This is a genomic window from Peteryoungia rhizophila (genome assembly GCF_004912145.1).
Taxonomy (GTDB): domain Bacteria; phylum Pseudomonadota; class Alphaproteobacteria; order Rhizobiales; family Rhizobiaceae; genus Allorhizobium; species Allorhizobium rhizophilum.
In genome coordinates, this window is sequence record NZ_STGT01000011.1 from 1 (window position 1) to 22411 (window position 22411).

The 22411-nt window shown below is 57.7% G+C and carries 19 protein-coding genes and 2 pseudogenes; 5 read left to right on the forward strand and 16 right to left on the reverse strand.

Translation table 11 applies throughout. The features are described 5' to 3' along the window. Positions 1-1857 (reverse strand): DUF5801 repeats-in-toxin domain-containing protein (locus E9677_RS24860; protein ID WP_136560763.1); only part of this gene is annotated, 1857 nt, incomplete at its 3' end. A 455-nt stretch (positions 1858-2312) separates the two neighbouring features. Beyond that, positions 2313-2508: pseudogene (locus tag E9677_RS25965) on the reverse strand (transposase); the annotation flags it as partial. Between the two features lie 173 nt (positions 2509-2681). On the opposite strand from E9677_RS25965, the gene E9677_RS24870 reads away from it, so the two are divergent. Together E9677_RS24870 and E9677_RS24875 are read left to right on the forward strand one after the other, a co-directional pair. Then, entirely contained in the window at positions 2682-2861 is a 180-nt protein-coding gene (locus E9677_RS24870; protein WP_205910198.1) for a hypothetical protein, read from the forward strand. 526 nt (positions 2862-3387) lie between these two features. Further along, a complete protein-coding gene (locus tag E9677_RS24875) occupies positions 3388-3720 on the forward strand; it encodes a helix-turn-helix domain-containing protein (protein ID WP_235883101.1) in 333 nt (110 codons plus the stop codon). A 255-nt stretch (positions 3721-3975) separates the two neighbouring features. Here the strand turns inward: E9677_RS24875 and E9677_RS24880 are convergent, their stop codons facing one another. The 5 genes from E9677_RS24880 to E9677_RS24900 form a co-directional block, all read right to left on the reverse strand. Next, positions 3976-4701 (reverse strand): FadR/GntR family transcriptional regulator, encoded by a 726-nt coding sequence (locus E9677_RS24880; RefSeq protein ID WP_235883102.1) that lies wholly within the window; start codon positions 4699-4701, stop codon positions 3976-3978. Positions 4702-4764: 63 nt separating this feature from the next. Next, positions 4765-5562, reverse strand: coding sequence for an ATP-binding cassette domain-containing protein (locus E9677_RS24885; RefSeq protein ID WP_136560765.1), 798 nt, complete (start codon positions 5560-5562; stop codon positions 4765-4767). Then, positions 5559-7358, reverse strand: a complete 1800-nt coding sequence (locus tag E9677_RS24890) for a dipeptide/oligopeptide/nickel ABC transporter permease/ATP-binding protein (RefSeq protein ID WP_136560766.1) — start codon at positions 7356-7358, stop codon at positions 5559-5561. Before E9677_RS24890 ends, E9677_RS24885 begins: the two co-directional genes overlap by 4 nt. After that, entirely contained in the window at positions 7355-8302 is a 948-nt protein-coding gene (locus E9677_RS24895) for an ABC transporter permease (RefSeq protein ID WP_136560767.1), read from the reverse strand. The genes E9677_RS24890 and E9677_RS24895 overlap by 4 nt, the downstream gene beginning before the upstream one ends. A gap of 69 nt (positions 8303-8371) precedes the next feature. Continuing rightward, positions 8372-9937, reverse strand: coding sequence for an ABC transporter substrate-binding protein (locus E9677_RS24900; RefSeq protein ID WP_136560768.1), 1566 nt, complete (start codon positions 9935-9937; stop codon positions 8372-8374). A 495-nt stretch (positions 9938-10432) separates the two neighbouring features. Here E9677_RS24900 and E9677_RS24905 point away from each other — a divergent pair. Then, positions 10433-10753, forward strand: a pseudogene (locus E9677_RS24905) (DDE-type integrase/transposase/recombinase); the annotation flags it as partial. Between the two features lie 64 nt (positions 10754-10817). Here E9677_RS24905 and E9677_RS24910 read toward each other — a convergent pair. From E9677_RS24910 to tnpA, 8 genes are all read right to left on the reverse strand, one after another. Beyond that, positions 10818-11837, reverse strand: coding sequence for a trypsin-like serine protease (locus tag E9677_RS24910; protein WP_168801346.1), 1020 nt, complete (start codon positions 11835-11837; stop codon positions 10818-10820). Between the two features lie 253 nt (positions 11838-12090). After that, the gene (locus E9677_RS24915) at positions 12091-13185 is read right to left on the reverse strand and encodes a helix-turn-helix transcriptional regulator (RefSeq protein WP_136560770.1); all 1095 of its coding nucleotides are present in this window, start codon (positions 13183-13185) and stop codon (positions 12091-12093) included. A 510-nt stretch (positions 13186-13695) separates the two neighbouring features. Beyond that, positions 13696-14238 (reverse strand): hypothetical protein, encoded by a 543-nt coding sequence (locus E9677_RS24920; RefSeq protein ID WP_136560771.1) that lies wholly within the window; start codon positions 14236-14238, stop codon positions 13696-13698. A 70-nt stretch (positions 14239-14308) separates the two neighbouring features. Next, positions 14309-14641, reverse strand: coding sequence for a hypothetical protein (locus E9677_RS24925; protein ID WP_136560772.1), 333 nt, complete (start codon positions 14639-14641; stop codon positions 14309-14311). Positions 14642-15091: 450 nt separating this feature from the next. Next, complete coding sequence (locus E9677_RS24930) at positions 15092-15676, reverse strand: plasmid pRiA4b ORF-3 family protein (RefSeq protein WP_136560773.1); 585 nt, start codon at positions 15674-15676, stop codon at positions 15092-15094. Between the two features lie 2 nt (positions 15677-15678). After that, entirely contained in the window at positions 15679-17370 is a 1692-nt protein-coding gene (tnpC, locus tag E9677_RS24935) for an IS66 family transposase (RefSeq protein WP_136560774.1), read from the reverse strand. Between the two features lie 47 nt (positions 17371-17417). Then, a complete protein-coding gene (gene tnpB, locus E9677_RS24940; RefSeq protein ID WP_136560775.1) occupies positions 17418-17762 on the reverse strand; it encodes an IS66 family insertion sequence element accessory protein TnpB in 345 nt (114 codons plus the stop codon). Continuing rightward, positions 17759-18175: an IS66-like element accessory protein TnpA gene (tnpA, locus tag E9677_RS24945; protein WP_136560776.1), complete on the reverse strand. Its 417-nt coding sequence runs from the start codon at positions 18173-18175 to the stop codon at positions 17759-17761. Before tnpA ends, tnpB begins: the two co-directional genes overlap by 4 nt. 421 nt (positions 18176-18596) lie before the next feature. Between tnpA and E9677_RS25345 the strand changes: the two genes are divergently transcribed. Together E9677_RS25345 and E9677_RS24950 are read left to right on the forward strand one after the other, a co-directional pair. Further along, entirely contained in the window at positions 18597-18773 is a 177-nt protein-coding gene (locus E9677_RS25345; RefSeq protein ID WP_168801347.1) for a hypothetical protein, read from the forward strand. 1134 nt (positions 18774-19907) lie between these two features. After that, positions 19908-20810, forward strand: a complete 903-nt coding sequence (locus E9677_RS24950) for a hypothetical protein (RefSeq protein WP_136560777.1) — start codon at positions 19908-19910, stop codon at positions 20808-20810. 607 nt (positions 20811-21417) lie between these two features. Here the strand turns inward: E9677_RS24950 and E9677_RS24955 are convergent. Continuing rightward, positions 21418-22411, reverse strand: a 994-nt coding sequence (locus tag E9677_RS24955) for an ABC transporter ATP-binding protein (RefSeq protein ID WP_136560778.1), incomplete at its 5' end; no start/stop codon positions are given.

The window sequence follows — 22411 nt, forward strand, 5'->3', positions numbered from 1 at the left end:
ACCATTGGCACCCGTGGTACCAGCGCCCCAGGTGACCGTTACCGGCGTCGCAAAGCCGTTCTGCGTCGTCAGGACTTCGAACGAGCCGCTGACGACAACCGACTTCACGCCATCGGCGCCGGCCGTAAACAGAGCACCAGCGACACCGGTTGCGATCTTCTCGTTCTTGACGAAGTCGAGCGGCCAGTTGTTGCCATTGCCCTGGGCCTCGTCATCAAGAACCGTCGCCGAGACAACAGTTCCCTTCGAAACAGGTGCATCGTCATTCACCTGGATTTGAAGCTGGCCTGTGGCGGTATCGCCGTCACCGTCTGTGACTGCAAAGCCAAACGTGATGCTGGTATTCTCCTCTGCCTCGCCTACTGCATCATGTGCGACAGGCGCCTTGAGCTCGAACGAATAGGAACCATCAGCATTAACTCTCAAGACCGCGGCGCCGCCGGCAGAGGCCGGATAGTTGGTGCTGGTTGCCGTAAAAGTGGTCGCCCCGTCAGCCCCCTTGATACCGGCGCTCCAGGCCACGCTTTCGACCTGGGCAAAACCACCCTCCGAAAAGATCACCTCGAAAGCGCCGCCAGTGATCGTCACTTCGGACACACCGTCGGCACCAGCTGTGAACAGCGAACCAGCGAGCCCGGTCACAACCTTGGTGTCGGCGACGTCACCGCTACCGCCGGCATTGCCTGGGAACAGTGTCTGAGCATCGTCGTCCAGCGTCACTGTATTGGATACAATCTCGGCAACCGGCGCATCGTCCTGAATATCGATGTTGAACGTGCCCGTTACGAAGTCGCCGTCGCGGTCTGTGACCGTGTAGGTGAAGCCGAGGCGCAAGAGATCGTCGAGATCATCCTGCGATCCGTTCAGACCGGCATCGGGATGGTCGAGCTTGCCGAAGAGTTCGAATGTAAAGTCACCCGTGACACGATTGGTGACAGTGATGGTGAAGACGAGGTTGCCAGCCGTGTCGCGACCTTCGAGCGCGACAAAGTCGAGGTCAGTACCGTCTGTCGGTGCCGGAAAGCCGGTGATCAAAATCGTAAGACCGCCAGAGGTGAAACCGCTGAGGACCTTCAGGCCATCGCCTTCATTCACATCAGACGCGCCAGAAAAGCCGATAGCCGAGATCGTCCCGAAATCCGGACCCGGATTGAACGGCAGACGACCGCTAATGACCTTGAGGCCTGCGCCGCCGGCAATGACAGCTTCATCATAAGTAAACGGCGTCGTCAGCGGCGCTGTAATGGACGGACGACCAGCGCCGCCAAAAATGGCGGCCGAGTTCACCTCGTCACCAAAGTTTGTATCACCCAGCAGATCCGCCAGAGCGAAATCTTCCGGACCCGCGTCGATCTCGTTGTCGACAAAGTTGCGGCTCGCCTCAGGCGAAGACAGGGCCGAGAAGGTGCCGTCTGGACCGGCCGCAACGTTGATGTTGTTGCCTTCAAGGGCAGCGAACAGCGCGACCTGCGGCAGTTCGACATCGCCGATGACGAAGGTCGGAATGTTGGCGGCGCCACCGATCACGGTAATTTCGGTGCCGTCCGCGAGAACGAGAACGAGGTTTTCACCATCGACCCGAAATTCGAGGTTGTCGAGTTCGATGCCGGTCGGCAGCGTCACGACGTTCTCATTGTCCGGCGCCACCTCGCCCGGGATCACGGTGGCGGTGACGTCAACCGGCGGCTGGGCCGGTAGACGATCGGTGCGACCAGCGTCGGGCGTTTCCGCCTGGGCGACTTCAATCCGTTCGTCAGTTTCGCTTGCGAAACTCAAATACTGCTCGACCGCAGAGTCGAAATCTTCGGCTGCGGAAGTATTGTCGATGCCGGACAGGCGCGGATCTTCGATGGACATGGTAACTCACCCCTTAACAAGTTGATCGCAGTTAAATCGCGATGAAGGGGTAAGCGCAATAGTCTGTTAACCCAATGCGCATAACCGGTTATGCCGCTACCGACCATTATTGAAAATGGAGTTAATTTCGGAAGCAAAAAGTGATTATTTTCTGCAGTTTATTAGAGTTTTACCGATCGCGCGCGCCGAGCACTTGGCCTCGAAAGCAGGACGGTTTTAACAGGTGGAACGCGCCAGATCTTCCGGATATTCACCGACTTCATCTGTCAGCACAAAGCAAAGCTGCAGCTGATGACGTCGCGGCGTCTTCCCGATTGACGCTCCTATGTTATCGACCCTTGAAGAAAGGAAGAGTCTTTAGTCCTGTTGACAAAGTATAACTGCCATATCTTTGCGGCTGCCAGGGTAAGGAATGCTGAGAAGGATTTTCGTGTCATGTCATATCCGGTCGCAACGCGACCGAATACGAAATTCCACTTTCCATAGCCCTCATGCATGTCGCGCCCAGGGCAACCGACCCCATGAACATGCAGCATGCCGTTCAGATATTGCCGGTTATCAGTAGGATGACCTGGACTTCCTCCCCCGTTCGGTGGGCAACAGCACCTTGATGATCCGCCGTTCCATATCCCTCAGGTCGCCGCGAGCCAAAACTAAAACCAAAAAAGCAGTCCTAAATCATGCTCCGCTGATTTGGGAATCCACCCTGTCAACAGGGCCCAGGTCGCAAAGGACAAAGTGCTGGCAAGCGAACCATGCTGAAGAGCAGTGATTGCGAATACCCCGCCCGAAATGCAAGATCAGCCTCCGTCGGAGGCTTTGTCATGTGCAATTTCTACAACATCACCAGCAACCAGGAAGCGATCCATTTCACAGCGATGCAGGTGATCCTGAGAAGGCAGGAAGACCTGGACACCTGGCTTCAGGCTCCCTGGGCTGAGGCAAAAGATCTTCAACGGCCGCTACCCAAAGAACAGCTGGTATTGCTGCCGGTTGCCCCATGAAGTGGGAAATGCTTCTGATCACAGCGCTGATAGGCGCGACCTTGATTTCGGCAGGCGGGGCAATCTACCGCTTCATCGGACCGTAAAACATAGGACGCGGTGCAGCCTGCTGCGTTCGAGAGGAAGGGCGCCTCAGATAGAGACGCATCTGGCTCGATGGTGGACTTTGAGGCCGATCGGCGAGTTTTGGACTTCACAAAAAGGAATCCTCGGGACCGATCAGCGGTCCATGAGTTGGCCTGAGGGGACTGGCCTGACTTGCCTATGATGGCAGGCCCCTTCGACAGGCGGTCGCCGCCAGACTATTCGGGCGAACAGAAAAAATGTTGGGGCAACAGGATCGGCCTGTCTAATGCGCGGGCATTCAAAGCCGCGGAGCTTGTAGCGACCCAGTTGCATCCAGGCAACAGAACCTGCGGCCGCCTTTGACCGCCTGCGGACATCCGGCCTTTAGGAGAAGCAGCGCGCCAAGACGAGACTTGCTTGACAAGATCTCAAGCGTCCTGAACATGACCAGGTGGGGAATGTGACCGTACAAGGTATTGTAGTGACGACCGAATCCGAAGACCTCCAGCTTATCGCTCAGAAACTGAAAGCGACACGCAAAGAGCTCGGCTACTCGCAAAAGCGTGTCGCAGAACAAGCGAGCATCTCTCGGCTTCGTTACCAGGATATTGAAGCCGGGCGCAGCTCTGCACGCGCGATAACCCTGATCAACATAGGACGCGCATTGGGTCTTGAACTGGTTTTTGTCCCTCAGGCCTGGGTACCGGCCGTGAACGCGCTTATCCGGCCTGACGACGTCGTCGATGATACGCCAGGGCTGGTCTTCACCCAGCTTGACGATCCTGACGAATAAGTCTGCCGCCAACGCGGGTCCCCTGCCCGTTCGAATGCCTGTCATGTGGGCCTAGGTGCAGGTGTGACAGCGAAGTGGGAAAGATGGCAGGCAGGCCCGTATAGCAACACAGCGTTCCGCATGGACGCGGCAAAGTGAGCCCGGCAACCACTCGCTCCGACCGATGATGTGACCTAAATCCCGTCAAGCAGGATTAGATCCATTGCCCTTAAGCTACGTCCCCAATTCTCGACTAGCCTCGAGCAAAGGTATCGATCATCCGATCTTGGCTGCGCAGGCGAGCATGTAAGCCTCTGCAAAAGCCATATGTTCGGCTGTGATGGACCTTGCATCATCTGCACGCCCGTCCTTGAGCGCAGCCATCAAGCGGTATTGGTAGGACACACCCTCTTCCCGTGAGCTGGGCGTAGGGTCAGCATAGATCTGTTTCGCCACAGGCGAATCGCGCAACAGGTTGTGCATCAGCCCGCACAGGAACCCGAGGAGTGGATTTGGGCTGAACTGCGCCAGTTGCGAGTGGAAGTCGAGCTCCGCGATACGCTGGCGATATTGCTCCTCCGGGTCGGCCGGAAGATGATCGTAGATACGGATCGTTCTTTCCAGCGACGCAAGCTGCTGGGCCGACACATGCCCGGCAAGCAGGGCCGCGACTTCCGGCTCCAGCGCTTTGCGTATCGCATATATGTCGGACAGGGTCGGCGGACTGAAGAAGAAGTGGGTGGACAGCAGCTCCATCGCATGTTGCGCGGAGGGGGCAGCAACGAAAGCTCCGCCGCCGGGGCCGCTGCGGGTAAAGATCAGGCCTTGCGTTTCCAGCGCCTTCATCGCTTCCCGGACCGTTCCCTTGGCAGCCTTGAAGCGCTCCATCAATTCGCGCTCCTGCGGCAGGCGGTCGCCGGGTACAAGCTTCTGCGAGCGGATGAAATCTTTCATGAGATCAGCGATGGCTTCGGGTCGGCGCTTTGCCTTGCCGGCCGGCATGAACAGGCGCCGGTCATCGGCACCGATCTTCTCCACCCCCTCTTTCGTCTCCGTCATGACACCTCAGTCTCTCCTGATGCGAGGCGCACTCGCCACGAGCTGCTTTGTATAGGCATGTTCAGGATCAGCAAAAAGCCTTGCCGCTGGTGCTATCTCGACGATTTCACCGAAATACATGACCGCAACGCGGTCACAGATCGCCTCGACCACGGCAAGGTCGTGGCTGATGAAGAGGTAGGAGAGATCAAACCTTCTTTTCAGATCGCTCAAGAGCAAAAGCACTTGCGCTTGCACCCCGACATCGAGTGCGCTGACCGGCTCGTCGAATACCAGGATCTCCGCTTCCGCCGCTAAGGCCCGCGCGATTGCAATCCGTTGTGCCTGACCGCCGGAGAACTCATGCGGATAGCGCGTCAGCGTGTTTTCCGGCATCTGGACCGCGTCCAGCAACTCCATCATCCGCTCGCTTCGCCTCGGTGCTTCGTAGCCGCAAAGAAGCTTGAGGGGGGTCTCGAGTATGCTCCGGACTGTCTTGCGCGGATTGAGAGAGGCAACCGGATCCTGGAAGACATACTGGATTGTCTTGCCAAAGGCGCGAGGGCCTTCACGCCGAAGCGCGTCGGCATCCTTGTCCCCAATCAACATGCTACCCGAGGTCGGCGTCTCCAGCCCGACAAGCATGCGCGCAAGCGTGCTCTTGCCCGATCCACTTTCACCCACCACCGCAAGCGTTTCCCCGCGCGCCACATCAAGCGACACGGATTTTACCGCCTTGATCTCGTGCCGCGCTTTGCCGAACAGGTTGCGGCCGCCACCGAACGACTTGGAAAGCTCGCGGACTTTGATGGCAGAACCGGTCATGACGCCTCCCCTTTCTGGCCGGGAAAGAGACCGGCGACACGCTCGAGAAACTGCGCTCCCGTGCCAAGTTCCGGCACGCAAGCGATCAGCCGCTTCGTATAGGCATGTTGCGGATTGGCAAGCACCGCCCGCGTTTCCCCGGTCTCGACGATCTCCCCGTCTTTCATGACCGCCACCCGGTCGCAGATCTCCGAAATAACGCCAAAGTCATGCGTGATGAAGAGAAGCGCCATGCCACGCTCGCGCTGCAGATCGCGCAGGAGTTCAAGAATGCGGGCCTGCACGGTCACGTCGAGAGCGGTAGTCGGTTCGTCGGCAATGATCACGTCCGGGTCATTGGCAAGCGCCATGGCAATTCCGATCCGCTGACGCTGACCGCCGGACAACTGGTGCGGATAGTGTTTCGCCCGTTCCCGAGGCTCCGATATGCCCACCTTCTCCAGGAGCGCGATTGCCTTTTCACGACGCTCCGCAGCGCTCACCGACTGGTGTGCAGCAATGGCCTCTTCAACCTGCCGTCCAACCGGATACATCGGATGCAAGGTGGTCAGCGGATCCTGAAAAACATAAGCGACCCGACTGCCGCGCAGCGAGATGAGTCGCGTCTGCGGCATGGCGAGGACATCTTCGTCACCGACATAAATCGCGCCGCTTTGAATAATACCCGGGGGTGAAGCAACAAGCCCCATGACGGAAAGAGCCGTGACGCTTTTGCCAGAGCCACTCTCGCCGATCAGGCCGAGACACTCTCCCGGTTTCACATGCAGAGAGACCCGATGCACGGCAGGAAAGGTCTCTCCACCATTGCGGAAGCCCGTTTCCAGGCTTTCGATCGAGAGAGCGGCATCGCTTGCGGAATTGGTCGGGATAGCGCGATTGCTTGCGATCTTCGTGACGGGTCCCGGACGTGCAAGTGCGCCAGAGCGCAAACGCGGATCGAGAACGTCCCGGATACCATCCCCCAGCACGTTCAGGCTGATAACGATAAGGAAGATCATCACACCGGGCACGATCGAGACATGTGGGGCGGTAAAGAGCTGGGCCCGACCTTCGCCCAGCATGGAGCCCAGATCCGCCTGGGGCGGCTGTGCGCCGAGCCCGAGGAAACTTAGGCCCGCCGTTTCCAGGATCATCCAGCCTGCGGTCGTCGACATCGTGATGACGATGACCGGCGCGACATTGGGCAGAACTTCGGTGAGCATCACGGATAAGTGCCCCTTGCCCGACAGGCGTGCAGCATCGACGAACTCGCGATGCGCATATCCGAGCGTCACACCGCGCACATTGCGCGCAAAGAAGGGGATGTTGACGACGGCGATCGCATAGAGCGCATTCATCAGGCCAGGTCCGAGTGCTGCGACGATCGCCAGAGCCAGCAGGATGTAGGGAAAGGCCATGAGCATGTCGATGCCGCGCATGATGGTGTTGTCCGTCCGTCCGCCGATATAGCCGGCAACAATGCCGATCGCCGATCCCAAGAGTGCTGCGATCAGGGTAGCGGCAAAACCAACGGTGACAGAAAGACGCGTACCCCAGAGCAATCGGCTCAGAATATCCCGGCCCAATTGGTCCGTGCCCAGCAGATGGCCAGCCGTCAGGACGGGTTTCAGCCGATCGGCCGGCGCGGTGGCATCAGGATCGGGCAACGGCAGGATCGGCACCAGAAGGATCAGCAGAGCGATCAGAACAAGCAGCGCAAGGCCCGCAGCAGCCAGGCGATTGTTGAGAAGAAGGCGCCAGGACGTCAACCGAGCGGAAGCGGTCGGCGGTCCGGATAGGCCGGAAACGGTACTCACGTGCGTATCCTCGGATCGAGCATGGATTGAAGCACATCGGCCACGAGGTTGAAGAGCACGTAGCTTGTCGCGACCACGAGCACGCCGCCCTGCACCAGGAGGATGTCGCGGGTGGAGATGGCCTTGACCAGCATGGCGCCGATGCCTGGCCACTGAAACACGGTCTCGATATAGACCGCGCCGCCAAGCACGAAGCCGGACTGGATGCCGATGACCGGGATGATGCTGACCAGTGCCGCCCGGAACGCATGTCCATAGATGACCCGCCGTTCAGCAAGGCCTTTTGCCCGCGCCGTGCGGACATAGTCCTGCCGAAGGACCTCCAGCATGGCACCACGTGTCAGACGGGCAATGACGCCGGCAGCGACAACCGCGAGGGTAAAAGCTGGAAGGATCAGGTGGAGGAGCAGATCCTTGAGATCGCCACCACCATAGACGGCATACATCCCGGACGCCGGCAGCACGCGCCAATGTACAGCAAAGAGGTAGATGAGAAGGAGACCAAGCCAGAAAGACGGCATCGAGATCCCGGCCAGTACGACGAAGGTGATCGCCCGATCCGCCCAGCCGAATTGCCGCACAGCCGAGACCACGCCGGCAAGAAGACCGATGACCGTGCACAGAACGAGAGACACGCCGGCAAGCACAAGTGTTGCCCCGAAGCGCTCAAGCACTTCGTCCAGAACGGGACGGTTCAAGGCAAAGGATCGACCGAAGTCGCCCTGCAGGACGTTGCCGATCCAGATGAGATATTGCTGGACCAGTGGTTTGTCGAGACCCAGCTCCCGATTGATGCGCTCGACGTTTTCGGGTGTCGCATAGGCACCGAGAATGGCCGTAGCGCTATCCCCTGGAATGAGCGCCATGACCAGGAAGACGATGATCGAAAGGCCGAACAGCACGGGCACGACCGCGATCAAGCGTTTAAGGATATAGGCCGGCATGGCAACCTCCGGGGCGTCCCTGGCTGACGCCGGCGAGATAGAGTGTCGCCAGCATCAGCCACAGGAGGGTTACTGCTTCGTCACACCGTGCAGATTGAGCAGGAAGGACGGCTGCAGCTTGAAGCCCCCCACAGCCGCGGTCGTGACAGCGTTCTGCTTCCAGTTGGCAACGAAGAGCCAGGGTGCATCGTCATGGACGATCTCTTGAACCTGCGCGTAAAGTTCGCCGCGCTCGGCCTGATCCGTCGATCTGCGGGCCTTCTCCAGCAGAGCATCGACTTCCGGGTTGGAGTAGTAGCCCGAATTGAAGCCACCCTTATCCGGCATCGCATCGCTGCGCAGCGTCAGATACGGGACCGTGTCAGGATCATTTGTCATCCAGGCCATCTCGGCCATATCCGCCTGTCCCTCAAGGCCCTGATTGACCCGACCGAGGAAGGTGTTCCACTCATAGGTCTCGATCTTCACGTCAAAACCGACAGCCTGCAGGTCGGCCTGGATCGCAGCACCCATGGTGATCGGATCGAGCATGCCCGAACCGCCCTCAGTGACATAGAAGGTCACCTGCGGCTTCTCGACACCCGCCTCCGCGAGCAGGGCCTTGGCCTTTTCAGGGTCGTGCGCATAAGGCTCAACCGAACTTTCCACCCAGTTGAATGCGGGCGGAATAGGACCTGCGGCCACAGTTGCAGTCCCCTGAAGCACGTCGTTGACAAGAGTTTCCTTGTTGACGGCGTAGTTGGCAGCCTGACGAACGCGCTTGTCGGCAAACGGGCCGGTCTTCGTATTCAGGATACCGAACCAGACATGCGGGCCGGCCTGTTCCGCGACGGAAAATCCGGCATCTTGGCTGAAGGTCGCGAGATTGTCCGGCGGAACCTCGACCATCACATCGATCCCGCCTGCCATCATTTCGGCAACACGCGTGTTGGAATCGGTGATGGGCCGAAAGACGACGGCTTCAAGATCGGCAGCGCCGTCCCAATAGTCCGCGTTACGCTCGACGACCACACGCTGGTTCGACTGCCATTCAACGAACTTGAACGGGCCTGTGCCCGAAGGATTGCGGCCGTAATCCTTGCCATGCTCCTGGACCGCGGCGGGGGAGACAATCAGTCCTGTGGGATAGGCGAGGTTGGAAAGGAACGGCGCAAACGCCTCTGTTAACTTGAACTCGACGGTCTGAGCATCGATCGCGTTGACGGCTTCGACCGAGGCGAAATTGAAGGACAGCGGGAATGGGCCGGTCTCGTAAAAAGGATGATCTTCCTTCAACATGCGGTCGAAGTTGAACTTCACGGCTTCTGCATTGAACTCGGAACCATCGTGGAAAGTCACGCCCTCGCGCAGCTTGAACGTATAGGTCTTGCCATCCTCGGAAATGTCCCAGCTTTCGGCCAGCGCAGGCTCGACTTCCAGCGTGCCGTCCTTGAAGCGCACCAGACCGTCATAGACGTTGACGAGGATCCTGAAATCATTTGTCGCCGTAACTGTGTGAGGATCGAGAGACTTGGGCTCGGCGATCTGGCCGACGACGAGAACATTGGGCGGCGTCTGTGCCGCCGTCGGCGCTGCGCCAGCCAGCAGTGAGACAAGGGCGGCAGCTGCAAAAGCACTCCGAAACAGCCTCTTCATGGGGAAGGTCCTTTCGATTTGGCAGATCAAGAGGTATATTTATAGTGATTGATTTTACGTTCGCAACATTTAATCACAATAGATATGACTTCGAGATCAGGAGGGGGACCTTTCGACATGATTGGCGACGGAAACATTGATCGTTCCGACCTCCGAAATTCTTTGACCGTCTCAACCAAGCAATGGCGACAACCTCCCCGTCAGCGACGATCCCACGCTGCCCATTCATTGCCGTCGTTGAGTGAGCCTCTTCCTGGACACGCGAGTTGGACGGCGATCCGCCTTCCACACGAAGCGGCGGTGCCTTTCCGGCCTAGTCTTCACCCATGTAGAGCGTGATATGCGGGAATGGGATCTGACATCAAAGACCTGCTTGACGCACTCGTCTTCAGTTCGACCGAGCTCCCCAATGTGCACCAGGACCCGTCTTGATGCGGGCGTGAAACATCGCATGGCGGCATATGCGGTCAGGTTAAAATCAGACCCCATGTCAGCTTCGATATCGCTCGCTGCACCGTCGCAAGGCTCATGAGAATGATGGGTCTTCAAGGCATCATTCGTGGCAAGCCCATCAAAACCACAGTGTCGGACAGGTCTGCCCCGCGTCCGCTCGACCGCGTCAACGGCCACTTCAAGGCTCGCGCGCCGAACATGCTGTGGTCACCCGATTACACCTATGTCGCGACCTGGCAGGGCTTCGTCTACGTGGCCTTTGTAATCGATGCCTTCGCCCACCGTATTGTTGGCTGGCGGGCCAGTCGAACAGCGCAGGCGGGATTCGTCCTCGATGCTCTCGACCAGGCACTACATGATCGAGCGAGCCGAGTTGGCCTGGCTCGATCCGGTGGGGTTTTCCGCGCATGGCCTGCGATCCAGGCACTCAATAGCGGCCAAAAACGCTCAGGGTTCGCGGGTTCTCTGGATCCATCTCAGCCAAGGTGTCTTCGATCCACACCAGCTCAGAGTGAATGTTGACAAAGGCCATGCCCATACCGCAATGGGGAACGGCATCTTCAGAACCGAACTCTTTCGAGGCGGCAGCGACGTCGGCAAGTTTCATCCGTTTCACTTGGAACACAAAAATTCCCATCAGGTAGTGAACGTTCCGACCTGGGATATACTCGTCCTGTGCAGAGATTGTCACCGGACCGCCCGAGTCGGCCTGGCACACCGCCTGTGGCACGTCGCCGACGGTATCGAGAAAAGCCGTGAAGTAGTTGTCGCCAGAGCGCATTGGCTTGGGTTCAAGGACGCGTGCGAATTCTACCTTCCCATTATAGGCCCTAGTCCTGAAATTGCGCCCGCGACCAAAGACAAAAAAGTGAGAATCCTGCAATTCCTCCGGGAAGAGATCCACCGGCGTGAGCGTTACAGGGACTGCGACATACGAGGATCTCTCTAGCAAAATCACCCCGATATCGTGATATTTATAAGAGTTCTCTTCCGAGAAGTTATCGTACATCACACCAGGGTCGCCGGCGTTGCTTAATGGATGCTCCCTAAAGTCCTTCGCGTAGACGGTTTCATATTCTAGCGGCGAAAGACTACTGATGAATTTGACACGCAGATTGCGCATGTTGCGTAGGCAGTGACCGGCCGTAACCACGACATCGGTCCTGACGGCAGCGCCAACGCAGCGTACAATACCGCCGCCATGAATGTCATCTCCCTCCACAAGGGCGACGAAACCCACAGCATTACCGCGGGTGTCGCGCGAAATGTCTTCGCCCTGCAAGATGACGTCGATAATGCCGCTTCTGGGCTTAACCTCGCGACGTATGGAACTTTGTCTCATATCGCCCATAGCAGCAACCGCTGGAAGAGCGATGGCTACCGACAATGCCGTCACCCAAGCAGGGCGCAGGAGTGAAAGCTCTCTCTTCTTTTCGAATCCTGTCATCATATGGCTCCGGCAGTTCCAATTCGCGTGCCTTCTCTCGAGATCGGCCATCCGACGCCATCTGCAGAGCGGCGCCGATTAATCAATCATGGGCCGATGCGGTTATATGCAATGCATTCACGGCGTCCGCATCACCCATCTGGATGATGCCGAGGGAGGCAACTTGCCGAATCAGACGTTCGAGGGTGCGCAGGTCGCAGGTCCGATCGCCCAGACAAGCCCTCCCGGTAAATGCCGCGGAGGCGGCCGAACACTAAAAGGCGGGCAGCGCGAGCCCGGAGAGAAGCGCAGTCAGTTCACTTTGTCGTTTAACACCGGTCTTCCGGAAAATCGCTTTGGTGTGAGTCTTCACCGTGTTGACGCTAACGCTGAGTGCCTTTGCCGCTTCCTCTGCGGAGCGACCGGATGCCAGTTCAAGCGCAAGACGAGCTTCCGCCCTTGTCAGATCGAACAAGCCCGAGACTACCGACAAGCTTGGAGAGCCCGACCCGCCAACGGTCGTCACGATCATGACAATAGCTGCTGATGAAAAGATGTCTCGTGCATTCCTTCTGACTGGGACCAGGTGGATTACGAGAGGCAGCGTGTGCTCTCCAGCGGCCAGTGGGAGCGAGAGCACCTCCGGCGTGCGAGCGGCTTTAAGTTGCTGAAGACTAGTTTGGAATAGCTTGTTGGCTTCTGCATTCTGAAACTGGAGAATATCCCCCCGGCCCGTTCGAATTCTAGGAGCCAATGCCTCCAACTCTCCGTTTATGGCAACGCACTTGCCCCCCTCTCCCAACACCGCTGCAGGAAGCCCCAAGGCCGCCATTGTGCCTGTAATCGTCTTCGCCTCCTGAAACCTGAGCCGAGTCGCAATGAAGGAGGCGCGTGCAAGGTCGGCCTTGAGGCGATTCAGCTTTGTGAGCTCCGCCGATGTAAAGGCTCCGAGCTCATGTTTTCTCAGTAGGTCGAATATCAAAGTGGTGCCGGACGGCTCTTGGAAGACGGCTCCTGCGGTCCACCCTAGCCCCCTAGGTCTCAGAAAGGCTTCGTATATCGGGTCGGCATCAATCTCCCCCGCGGTCATCAGGTCTACGTCCCTCAGGAAGCTCCCTGCTCCTGTTTCCATCTGACGTTGGACCCGGATATTCTGGGACGGCAGGTCGGTCTGCAGGAACACGGCGAGCGGTTCCGCGATATGCGGGCTGGACACAGCACGAAAGTTGCCTTCCGTGGAGATTGACATTAGGGCCATCGAATAGGCTCCAACTTCCCCACTGATCATGTCGCAGTTCGCCGGCCACATCTCTGGGATCATCGCCGCCTCGTATATGCGATCTCTCAGAGCTTCTTCGCGTTCATCCATGTGCAGAGCGACCCTCTTTATATCATCCTTGGTTGCAAAATATGGTGTTGCTACGCGGAGGGCGTAGCTTCAGATCGAGGGCACTTACTACGAGGGCGGGGCCTTCGTGCCCGGAGTTGATTTTGCACCCTAAATAATTGAAACACATTTTATTACCCTAACGTTAGAATTTATTAACCATGTTTTGAAAAGGTTCACAAAAATGGAACCGACATGAGATTCGCGACACCAATCCTCACAATGCTTCTTGTTTCTGGATGCGCGACGAATTCGCCCGGGCAACGGGCGCAAGTGCTCACCCAGCCGACCATCTACGCCTACAAATCCGCAGATAATTCTTGTTACGTTAGGTATATACAAAATTATCCGCTAGATCGGATCTGCACGGAGGGCGCCCAAATCCGATACACCATCGCACCGGGTGGCTCAGCAGATTACGTGCCGGCGCCGCCCCAGGTAGAGGCACTTTTTCACTCCATTCCTGTGCAGACAGTAATCCAGCGTATCGAGTCACAGAGAAGCCGGAATCCTGCGTATAGATCCATTGATTAAATATAAGCCGTCATCTAGCGCGTATGATGCAATCTCTTCTCCATCACGCAGGAAAGAAATTCCACCACCCATAACTTTATACTCAAAGAGGCGATTGTCGCATTGAGCCTTCATTTGATCTGGGTCTGACGGTTCGGCATACAGATCGAGTTCATTACAATGCGCTATCTTTTCTTGAGAAAGAATTCTCCCGTCTTCATTCTCGATGGAAACGAGAAGGGTTCCGTCGACAATCTTGCTCTGAGCGCCGTCGTATTCCTGCTCCTCGTGGAGCGCCAATAGCAAGTCCTTGGCGGTAATCAAACCCTCTTCCAGACGTTCGTCTGCTTGAGATCGCTTGGACGCGCTCATGGAATTGATTTGACCGCCTTCAATGACAAAGCTGATGTTTATCCTGCTGGTTCCAACAGGCTCAGACTGGGCGAGCGCAAGTATCGGCTGGAAAAGAGCGCATGCCGCCACAAGGACTACCTCTGGCCTACAACCTTTCAAAATCATCATTTCCATATCCTCACGGTTCCTCGTTCAAATTAATGACCCGGCAACCCAAGTTGCCGGGTCAGTTGCGGCTTCAGCGGCAGGGAACCGGGACCAACGTCATATGCTGGTCTTCGATGACTTCGCGTGTCTGGACGTAAACTTCGTCGTGGTACCGGTTCGTCACACGAGCGCCATGCCGCTGCATATTGCCGTCCCAGCTGCGCGCGGCATCCTTGAGCTTGATACCGCGCGTGTTGTACGCGACCGTTGCTGGAACACGACGGGATTGGTAGCACACGTCACGATTGATGTTCTCTTTTCGCGTGAACACTTCCGCGCTGGCAACTCCCACACTGGCAAGCGTAGCGCCGCCTGAAACCAAAGTCGCCAAAGCGACAACAACCAAGTTTGCTTTCTTCAACATCGATGCACCTCTTAATACATAATCCGCTCCATTGCGGTACACATAAGAAGACATCACAATTTTGCTTAGTCAATAAACGATACATAACAATAGGATGCTATGTTTAACATTAACTACGAACAGATATACTTGTATATTACTTAAGTTTGGAAAACATTCAAGAGTATATGTTGGCGGCGAAGACGTCTTCACCCATGTGGGTGATATTCTAGAATTTTTCGGCGATATTCTGAGGACAGGGTGACGGGGCTACCGTATTGCACGTCAAGACCTATCGCGGACGACCGAAGCCGCTCGCGCAATGATTCTGGTGTCGCCTTGCAGCTAATGGCAAGAATTTTCCTCAATATTTCAATCTGATAGCGCTGATCTAAGTAAGCATCCGAGCAGCCACGCAGCATGAGCACGCGCGAGTTAGGCAAACGGGCTATAGTGATGAGGTTGCTGCGGTTAGGCTTTCCGGCGTGATCGACGCGCCCATTTCGCAGCCAGGTTTTCCACGGCTCTGTTGAGATCAGCGAAGGCTGCATTGTTTGGGTCGAAGTCTTTGGCGCCCGACCATTCGACAAGCTCGGCGTGCCGTTCATGAGCGGGGTCGGCGAGCGCCTCGCGGAACTCCTGGTATCCCCACGGACCGCCAACATCTTCAGGCGGGCAGCGCCCCGTTGCCTCGATCAGCATTGGATCTGCAAGCGCGACGATGGGGAACGTGCGCTCGATCTTGATGCTGTGCGTCCAGCCGTCGCCGAAGTCATAGTGGTATTTGAAGGATTTCGCACCGGTGTCCTGGATTGCCGACAGGAGCGAGACCTTGCGGGCATCGAGTGGACCACCCCCCCATTCCTGGTCGGGCAAACCAAAGCCAACGTCACGGATTTGGAATTCGTAGAGGTGGGTGTTGGTCCACCCCATCGCAGCCTGCAATACCTCATGCAGCCGGCTTAGCCGGATGCGCCACGGCACGACAATGCGCCGCATCACCGTCGGTTCGACATGATCAAGGGTGACCTTCAGACGGACGAGAGAAGAGGCCATTGTCAAGCTGCCAGCATGAGGGCGGAGTTTTCGGCCTGGCGTATCCGCTTCCACTCCCAGGGAAGCAGTTCCGGCAGACGCGAGGCCGGCAGGTCGGTGATGCGAGCAAGGACATCGGCGAGCCAAGCCTTCGGGTCTACGTCGTTCAGCCGTGCGGTCATGATCAGGGTGAGCATGATGGCAGCGCGATCTGCGCCGCGGTCGGAACCGGCGAAGAGCCAAGCCTTTCTTCCGCAAGCCACACCGCGCAGCGCTCTTTCCGCGACGTTGTTCGTCATGCAGGTCCTGCCGTCGTCGGAATAGCGGGCAAAGTCAGCCCAGCGCGACAGCATATAGTCGATCGGTCCGGCCGCCGGCGATGAGCGTGATAGGCTGGCCCGCTCGGTGCGTAACCATTCCTTTATATCGCCAAGTAGCGGCTTGCTCTTCTCCTGCCGGACCGCAAGCGGCTCGGCCGCGCTCAGACCGTTGATGTCGCGCTCGATGGCAAACAGGGCATCGATGCGCTTCACCGCCTCGAGGGCTACCGGCGAGATCGGCTTGGTACCTTTGCCGCGCCGAGCATTGCGAGCGACATCGGCCAGTTCGAAGAACTTCCGCCGCGCATGGGCAAAGCAGAACGCGGGCGTTGCCGGCATCTGCCTCTTCGTCCGATCGAGCAGCGGCCTCTCGGCGCATGCAAGCATGCGCCTGTCGGCTGAGAGATTGAAGCCGTTGTAGCAATCCGCCTGAAGAATGCCGCTGAAGTCGGCCAGATGCCTTTGCGGGTGCTCGCCGCGCCGATCGCAGGAGGCGTAGAAGACCGCCGCCGGCGGCGCAGGGCCGGCGAACGGCTGATCGTCGCGCACGTAAACCCATATTCGCCCGGTCGTGCATTGGCCCTTGGCCAGGATTGGGATCGTCGTATCGTCACCATGAAGCCGCTCGGCCTGGAACACATGTGCCTCGATCAGATCAAAGATCGGCTTGAGGGCGAAGGTAACGTGACCGACCTGATCGGCCAGGGTCTGGGTCGATAGATCGATGCCCTCACATTTGAACCGCGTGCTCTGGCGGTTCAGCGGGATGTGCTGCCCGAACTTGTCGAAGACGATCGTCGCCAGTAACTGAGGGCCGATAAAGCCGCGCGGAGTGGCATGGAACGGTGCGGGAGCCTGACTGATCGCCTGGCAATCGCGGCAGGTAAACCTCTCGCGCACCGTCTCGGTCACCTTGAAGCGGCGTGGGATCTCCTCCAACGTTTCCGTCACGTCCTCGCCCAGCTTCGACAGCCGCGAGCCGCCACAGCTGGCGCATGCCGTCGGCGCTTCGACAACGATGCGTTCGCGCTCGACGTCTTCAGGCCACGGCTTGCGCACCGGGCGCTTGCGGGCAAAGGCGCGCACGGACTGCGTTTTGGCCGCGGCCTCGTGGGCGTCTAGTTCATCCTCGGCGGCCGACGCCACGAGCTCTTCGAGCTGCAATTCCAACTGATCGATCAGCCGCTGCGTGCGCTCACGGCGCGGGCCATACTTCTCGCGCATAAGCTTGCCAAGCAGCAATTGCAGATGTGCGTTCAGCGCCTCGATGTTCGACAGTCGGGCCTTTGCGTTGGCCGCTTCCGCCTCAGCTTGCAGTCGCGCAGCACGTTCGGCCAGCAGCGCCGCATGAGCACTTGCAAGGTCCGATGGCAGGGTAAGCGGCGGCAATGTCATAGCGACATTGAAGCAGATTTCTTAACATTTTCAATGCAAAAATGCAGTCAAACCCGGCTGGGGCGCCAGGTTTCCTGCGGCGCACGCCAGTCAATTCCTGACAGCAGATAGGAAAGCTGCGCCGTCGAGATCGGCACCGCGCCACCATCGACAGTGGGCCAGATGAACTTGCCTCGTTCCAATTTTTTCGTGAACAGGCAGGCCCCCTGGCCATCGTGCCAAACGACCTTGATCAGGTCACCGCGTTTACCCCTGAAGCAGAACAGATGACCGCCCAGCGGGTCGTGCTTCAGCACTTCCTGCACCCGTAGCGCCAGCGACGGGAACCCCCATCGCATATCCGTATAGCCCGTCGCCAGCCAAACCCGGACGCCTGTCGGGATCGGGATCATCGCAACGTCTCCAGCGCGCGCAGGATGCGCAGCAGCGCATCGACGTCGACCTCGCGGTCGACAATGACACGTCGACCGTTCGTGCTCAGCACCTCCATGCGACCGCTACCCACTACCGAAGCCGATGGAGCCGAAACGGACGCAGGCACGTCCGGTGTGATCACTGCGGGCACGAAGCCTTCGATCCGATTGCGGCAAAGACTGCCGGACTGCGCCAACTGACGCCAACGGTACAATTGTGAGCGCGAAACCCCGTGCTTCTCAGCCGTCGCGGAGACCTGGCGACCATCGCCAGAAAAACCTTCCTCGAGAATTTTGAACTTGGCATCGGCGGTAAAGCGCCGCCGACGCCCTGTGTCGATGATTACAAGCCGGCTCACCGATGTCCGAAAACTGTCCTTATGCCTGCCCATAGCGACAAAACGACAGATTCATCTGTGCACTGCGCGGCTACCAGGCTTGTTTAGCACGATTGTACGGCCAGACGCAGCAATCAATTCGGAATACAGGCTAACCACTTAAAGCCCACCCTTTCGGGTGAAGACAACCCCCAATTTATCTGACCTTTTTACCCGATCGACAAAAACTCCCACCGGATCGTCATGGTATTGAATTTGTCTGCAAAACAGACCTCCGTGGCGGAGGACACGATATCGGATCCTCTTTTGCAGGTTGTGGCCAAAGATCACCACGCCGCAAGCCAGATAGAGTTCGTTCGCCGCTGGCTTCCGGTTGCAAAATGGTTTGATGACGAATTTGAAGGTGCCCGGAATCCGTATCAGAAACCCGGTTCGGGGCGCATCCAGCGCGATCGCTCGGCTAAAGACGCGACATATGATCCGCGAAGCCGCGATCGTGAACCTCGTCGTATTCCGGTATCGCGCGCAAAAATACTTCTGGAGGGCGCAGGTCATGGCAGACCACTTACCAGAACATATCGAGGCCTTCGTGAAATGCGCGCTCGAAGCCAGGAGGCATCGACGGGACATTCTGTCAAAGACGACCGCCTGAAGCGGACGTGTACCACCGAATCATCCGCACAGCCGCAAAGGCTATTTAAATTGTGCCATGGCGAATCCGTGGCGGCTAGCTGGGCTGGAAGATTGATCGGTCACTAGACGGGTGTTCTGAAGACCGGAACAGCAAGATATTCAATGCATCGGGCCAATCGCCATGTTGACGTCGTTGCGGGCGGAAGACCAGTTTATCAAGTAGGGGGAATGAGTATTGAAGAGCGCAATGGTTACACTGGCATGGCTGGTATTATGTTGCACAACTGCCATGGCTCAGGAGTGCAATCCTGCTGAAGCAGAGAGCCGTATACAAAATGAGTTTGGTGCGCGGATCGCGAATCTTAGCGGTGGAGCCTGCGAGAGCGCCCGACTGCAAATCGAAATGTTTCAGTATGCCAAGGATGTTTACGGCGCTTGCCTCCAAGGCCGATCGTTACGCGACATTATTTCCGAGCTTGACCGTTTAATCTCAGTCGCCGAACAAGCTATGCAGGACGTCGGCGGATGTTAGTCCGAGCTTGGGTTGCGAGCAGCTGTATTTCGGTGGCCATGATGCCAATGCAGGCGGGAATTGTCTTAGCGCAGCAGTGCGAAGTTCGCCTAGGTTTGTTCAAAGAGGCAAACGAGACGTGCCTGCGCGGCAATTACTGTGAGGATGTACCGCTGTATCGAGCAGCTGCGGTTGCCGAATGCGGCCTTTCGACTGTCAGCGCATTGGAAGGCAACGAAGCACCTACCAGATCGAGTGGGAACTCTGACGGAAGCCATTCCGGCGGCAGCGTCTATGAAGGACCTGGCGGAGCGACCGCGTCGGAAATGCCAGAAGGTGGGCCACTACCGAGCTCGTGCGCCTATTTCACCAGACCTGCCTACGAGCCGGTTCGACTGAACTACCACCAAGTAGGCGCTGTGCTCTGCTCCCAAGGGATTGCCTACGAATGTCAGCAGGATGAGAATAGCGTGAAGCGCTGGGTACAGCGCGCAAGCTGCGACACTTTTACAGGCATAGCGCAGGCCTGTAAGGCGGAGGGGACTTGTTAATGGCTTGCCGCAGCGAACGGCTAGGGAGGAGAACGTACCGTAGTCAGTTCGACGGCGTGGCTCTGCTGCCAATACGTAAAGAAGGATTGAAATGCGCTACTGGTTTATAACCGCACTATCATTTCTCACGCTGTGGAGCGGAACGACAGTAGCGCAGGTGTCGGGCGACTGGGCTTCAGGCCGCCACCAGGGCTATGAAGTTCAAGTGACAAAGAATGCAGACCACGACGAATTCCAGCTTAGCTGCAACATATTCGAGCTCTCCCAGTCCAGCAGTAATCCGTTGGCTCTGTTCCTTACGGTCGGTGGCCACAGTCCGACCGGCGACACCAGCATCATAGTGAACGTGGACAAATCGCCGTTTACGATCAAATTGAAAGACGGATACATCGTCGATTTTGACTGCCCTTCATGCTTGGAGCGCTACTCGCAGCTCTTCGCAGCGATGCGAGCGGGCAAGACCATGAGAGTGACGCTCCAGGACGGCTCGACGGGAACATTCTCGCTACGGGGGAGCTCTGACATCCTTCAGACTAGCTGCATCCCAAAAAGCATGCAGCCCTTGAGAGAAGATTCCTCCACCATTGTCGATGGGCAGATCGAAACGGGGACCTTCCCTGCTGAAGGTGATAGCATGGCGAATGCCCCGTTTTCGGACTGGACCGGAACTGAGCCAAAGGACATGCAGACACTCTTGAGTCGCTTTACAGAGATATGCCTCATCCGTTTTCAGGATCGGATGGCCTCTCGCGCGACAAGTGCAAAAGAAGCCCGGGCCATGACCAAGGCCACCTGTCAATGTATGAATCGGTTTCTCACCGGCAAGGACGACGAAACATTTGTGCAGATTGTGAATCTAGATCTGAGCGGCAGGCTTCAGGATCTGCCTCCACTTCCCGGAGAGCTCAAGATGTATCTTGAAGGGTTCGACGAAAAATTAGAGGCATGCGAGACTGATCCAGGTTTCACGCCAAGGGTCTTTCGTCCCGAATAAAACCTTAACTACCTTTTCTGACAAGAGCCGCAGACGCAAGGCTTTGCGCATTAAGTCAACACGGCACCTCTGCCAGGTGGCCGAAAAAACGTAGGAAGCAGCCTCCATTGTGCCTTCATGGGCATCAGCGGCAGCATTATTGTCGTCTTCGTCCGCGATCATCGCCTAGACAGCGGTCCCAATGCGGCCGTCTCCGGCTCGGAGGGGTCGGTCGGGAATCCGGAATGGCCTAAGCCCCTAATAGGAAACATCAGGCGCTTCGCCGAAAGGCGAGAGGCGTCTGTCCAACCAGCTCGCGGAATGCGCGTCCAAACTGGCTTGGGGCGCTTACGGGTACCTTGTACGCCACATCGAACGCTGGCGTCACCTCCAAGACTTACAGCGTCGACTATTTAAACTATTTCGGTACTTCGTTCATTGAAAAGGATTGCAGAGCAACAATCACGGTCGAAGTGACAAACGGTGACATTACGAATGTTATCGCCCGTTTGTGAAATCCGGTCACCATAGATGGCTCTGCAAGGACGCGGCTGCAGATACTCCATGGACGATCTGAACAAACGCCTTGGGCGATAGGCTGACCGTCATTGCTTGCTCTGTTTTATCTCTATATCGCCATTCCCTTGTCGTCGAAGCGATGGATGCGATTCTGGTCGGGCGTCGCATAGACGATATCGCCATGACGGACCGGCATCTCGCCGCTGCAACGCGCGGTAATCGTACCGAACTCTTCCGTGGCGATGTGCAGGAAGGTGTCGGAGCCCAGATGCTCGGCGACAGTGACCTTGCCCTTCCACGCGCCTTCGGTGGTCGACAGCGTCATGTGCTCCGGCCGAACCCCCATCGTGTGGGCGCCCTTTTCCAAGGCCTTGGGACCGCTGATCAGGTTCATCTTCGGCGAGCCGATGAAGCCGGCGACGAACAGGTTGCGCGGGCTGCGATAGAGGTCGAGCGGCGAGCCCACCTGCTCGATGCGGCCCTTGTTGAGCACAACGATCTTGTCGGCCATCGTCATCGCTTCGACCTGGTCATGCGTGACGTAGATCGATGTCGCCTTCAGCTTCTGGTGCAGTTCGGAGATTTCGAGCCGCATGTTGACGCGCAGCGCCGCATCGAGGTTCGACAGGGGTTCGTCGAAGAGGAAGCATTCCGGCGAGCGGACAATGGCGCGGCCGATGGCGACGCGCTGGCGCTGGCCACCCGAAAGGTTGCGCGGCTTGCGTTCGAGATAGTCCGTCAGGTTGAGGATCTTGGCTGCTTCCTCGACCTTCCGGTCGATCTCGGCCTTGTCCATCTTCGCCATCTTCAGCGGAAAGCCGATATTCGAGCGCACGCTCATATGCGGGTAGAGCGCATAGGACTGGAAGACCATGGCAAGTCCGCGCTGCGACGGCGCCAGATCTGTCGCGTCCTTGCCGTCGATCAGGATCCTGCCACCCGATGTGTCTTCGAGGCCGGCGATCAGACGCAGCAAGGTCGACTTGCCGCAGCCGGAGGGGCCGACGAAGACCGCGAACTCGCCATTGTTGATCTCGAGGTCGATCGAGGGGATGACCGAGACTTCGCCAAAGGTCTTCGAGACGTTCTGAAGTGTGATGCTA

What these genes read in the sequence shown, in the direction of transcription:
- E9677_RS24880 (WP_235883102.1), bottom strand. Translation starts at nt 4,701, where the DNA reads ATGCCGGCCGGCAAGGCAAAGCGCCGACCCGAAGCCATCGCTGATCTC.
- E9677_RS24915 (WP_136560770.1), bottom strand. Translation starts at nt 13,185, where the DNA reads ATGGATGAACGCGAAGAAGCTCTGAGAGATCGCATATACGAGGCGGCG.
- tnpA (WP_136560776.1), bottom strand. Translation starts at nt 18,175, where the DNA reads ATGGGCAGGCATAAGGACAGTTTTCGGACATCGGTGAGCCGGCTTGTA.
- E9677_RS24930 (WP_136560773.1), bottom strand. Translation starts at nt 15,676, where the DNA reads ATGGCCTCTTCTCTCGTCCGTCTGAAGGTCACCCTTGATCATGTCGAA.
- E9677_RS24910 (WP_168801346.1), bottom strand. Translation starts at nt 11,837, where the DNA reads ATGACAGGATTCGAAAAGAAGAGAGAGCTTTCACTCCTGCGCCCTGCT.
- E9677_RS24895 (WP_136560767.1), bottom strand. Translation starts at nt 8,302, where the DNA reads ATGCCGGCCTATATCCTTAAACGCTTGATCGCGGTCGTGCCCGTGCTG.
- E9677_RS24925 (WP_136560772.1), bottom strand. Translation starts at nt 14,641, where the DNA reads ATGTTGAAGAAAGCAAACTTGGTTGTTGTCGCTTTGGCGACTTTGGTT.
- E9677_RS25345 (WP_168801347.1), top strand. Translation starts at nt 18,597, where the DNA reads ATGATCCGCGAAGCCGCGATCGTGAACCTCGTCGTATTCCGGTATCGC.
- E9677_RS24900 (WP_136560768.1), bottom strand. Translation starts at nt 9,937, where the DNA reads ATGAAGAGGCTGTTTCGGAGTGCTTTTGCAGCTGCCGCCCTTGTCTCA.
- E9677_RS24920 (WP_136560771.1), bottom strand. Translation starts at nt 14,238, where the DNA reads ATGATGATTTTGAAAGGTTGTAGGCCAGAGGTAGTCCTTGTGGCGGCA.
- E9677_RS24950 (WP_136560777.1), top strand. Translation starts at nt 19,908, where the DNA reads ATGCGCTACTGGTTTATAACCGCACTATCATTTCTCACGCTGTGGAGC.
- E9677_RS24870 (WP_205910198.1), top strand. Translation starts at nt 2,682, where the DNA reads ATGTGCAATTTCTACAACATCACCAGCAACCAGGAAGCGATCCATTTC.
- E9677_RS24885 (WP_136560765.1), bottom strand. Translation starts at nt 5,562, where the DNA reads ATGACCGGTTCTGCCATCAAAGTCCGCGAGCTTTCCAAGTCGTTCGGT.
- tnpC (WP_136560774.1), bottom strand. Translation starts at nt 17,370, where the DNA reads ATGACATTGCCGCCGCTTACCCTGCCATCGGACCTTGCAAGTGCTCAT.
- tnpB (WP_136560775.1), bottom strand. Translation starts at nt 17,762, where the DNA reads ATGATCCCGATCCCGACAGGCGTCCGGGTTTGGCTGGCGACGGGCTAT.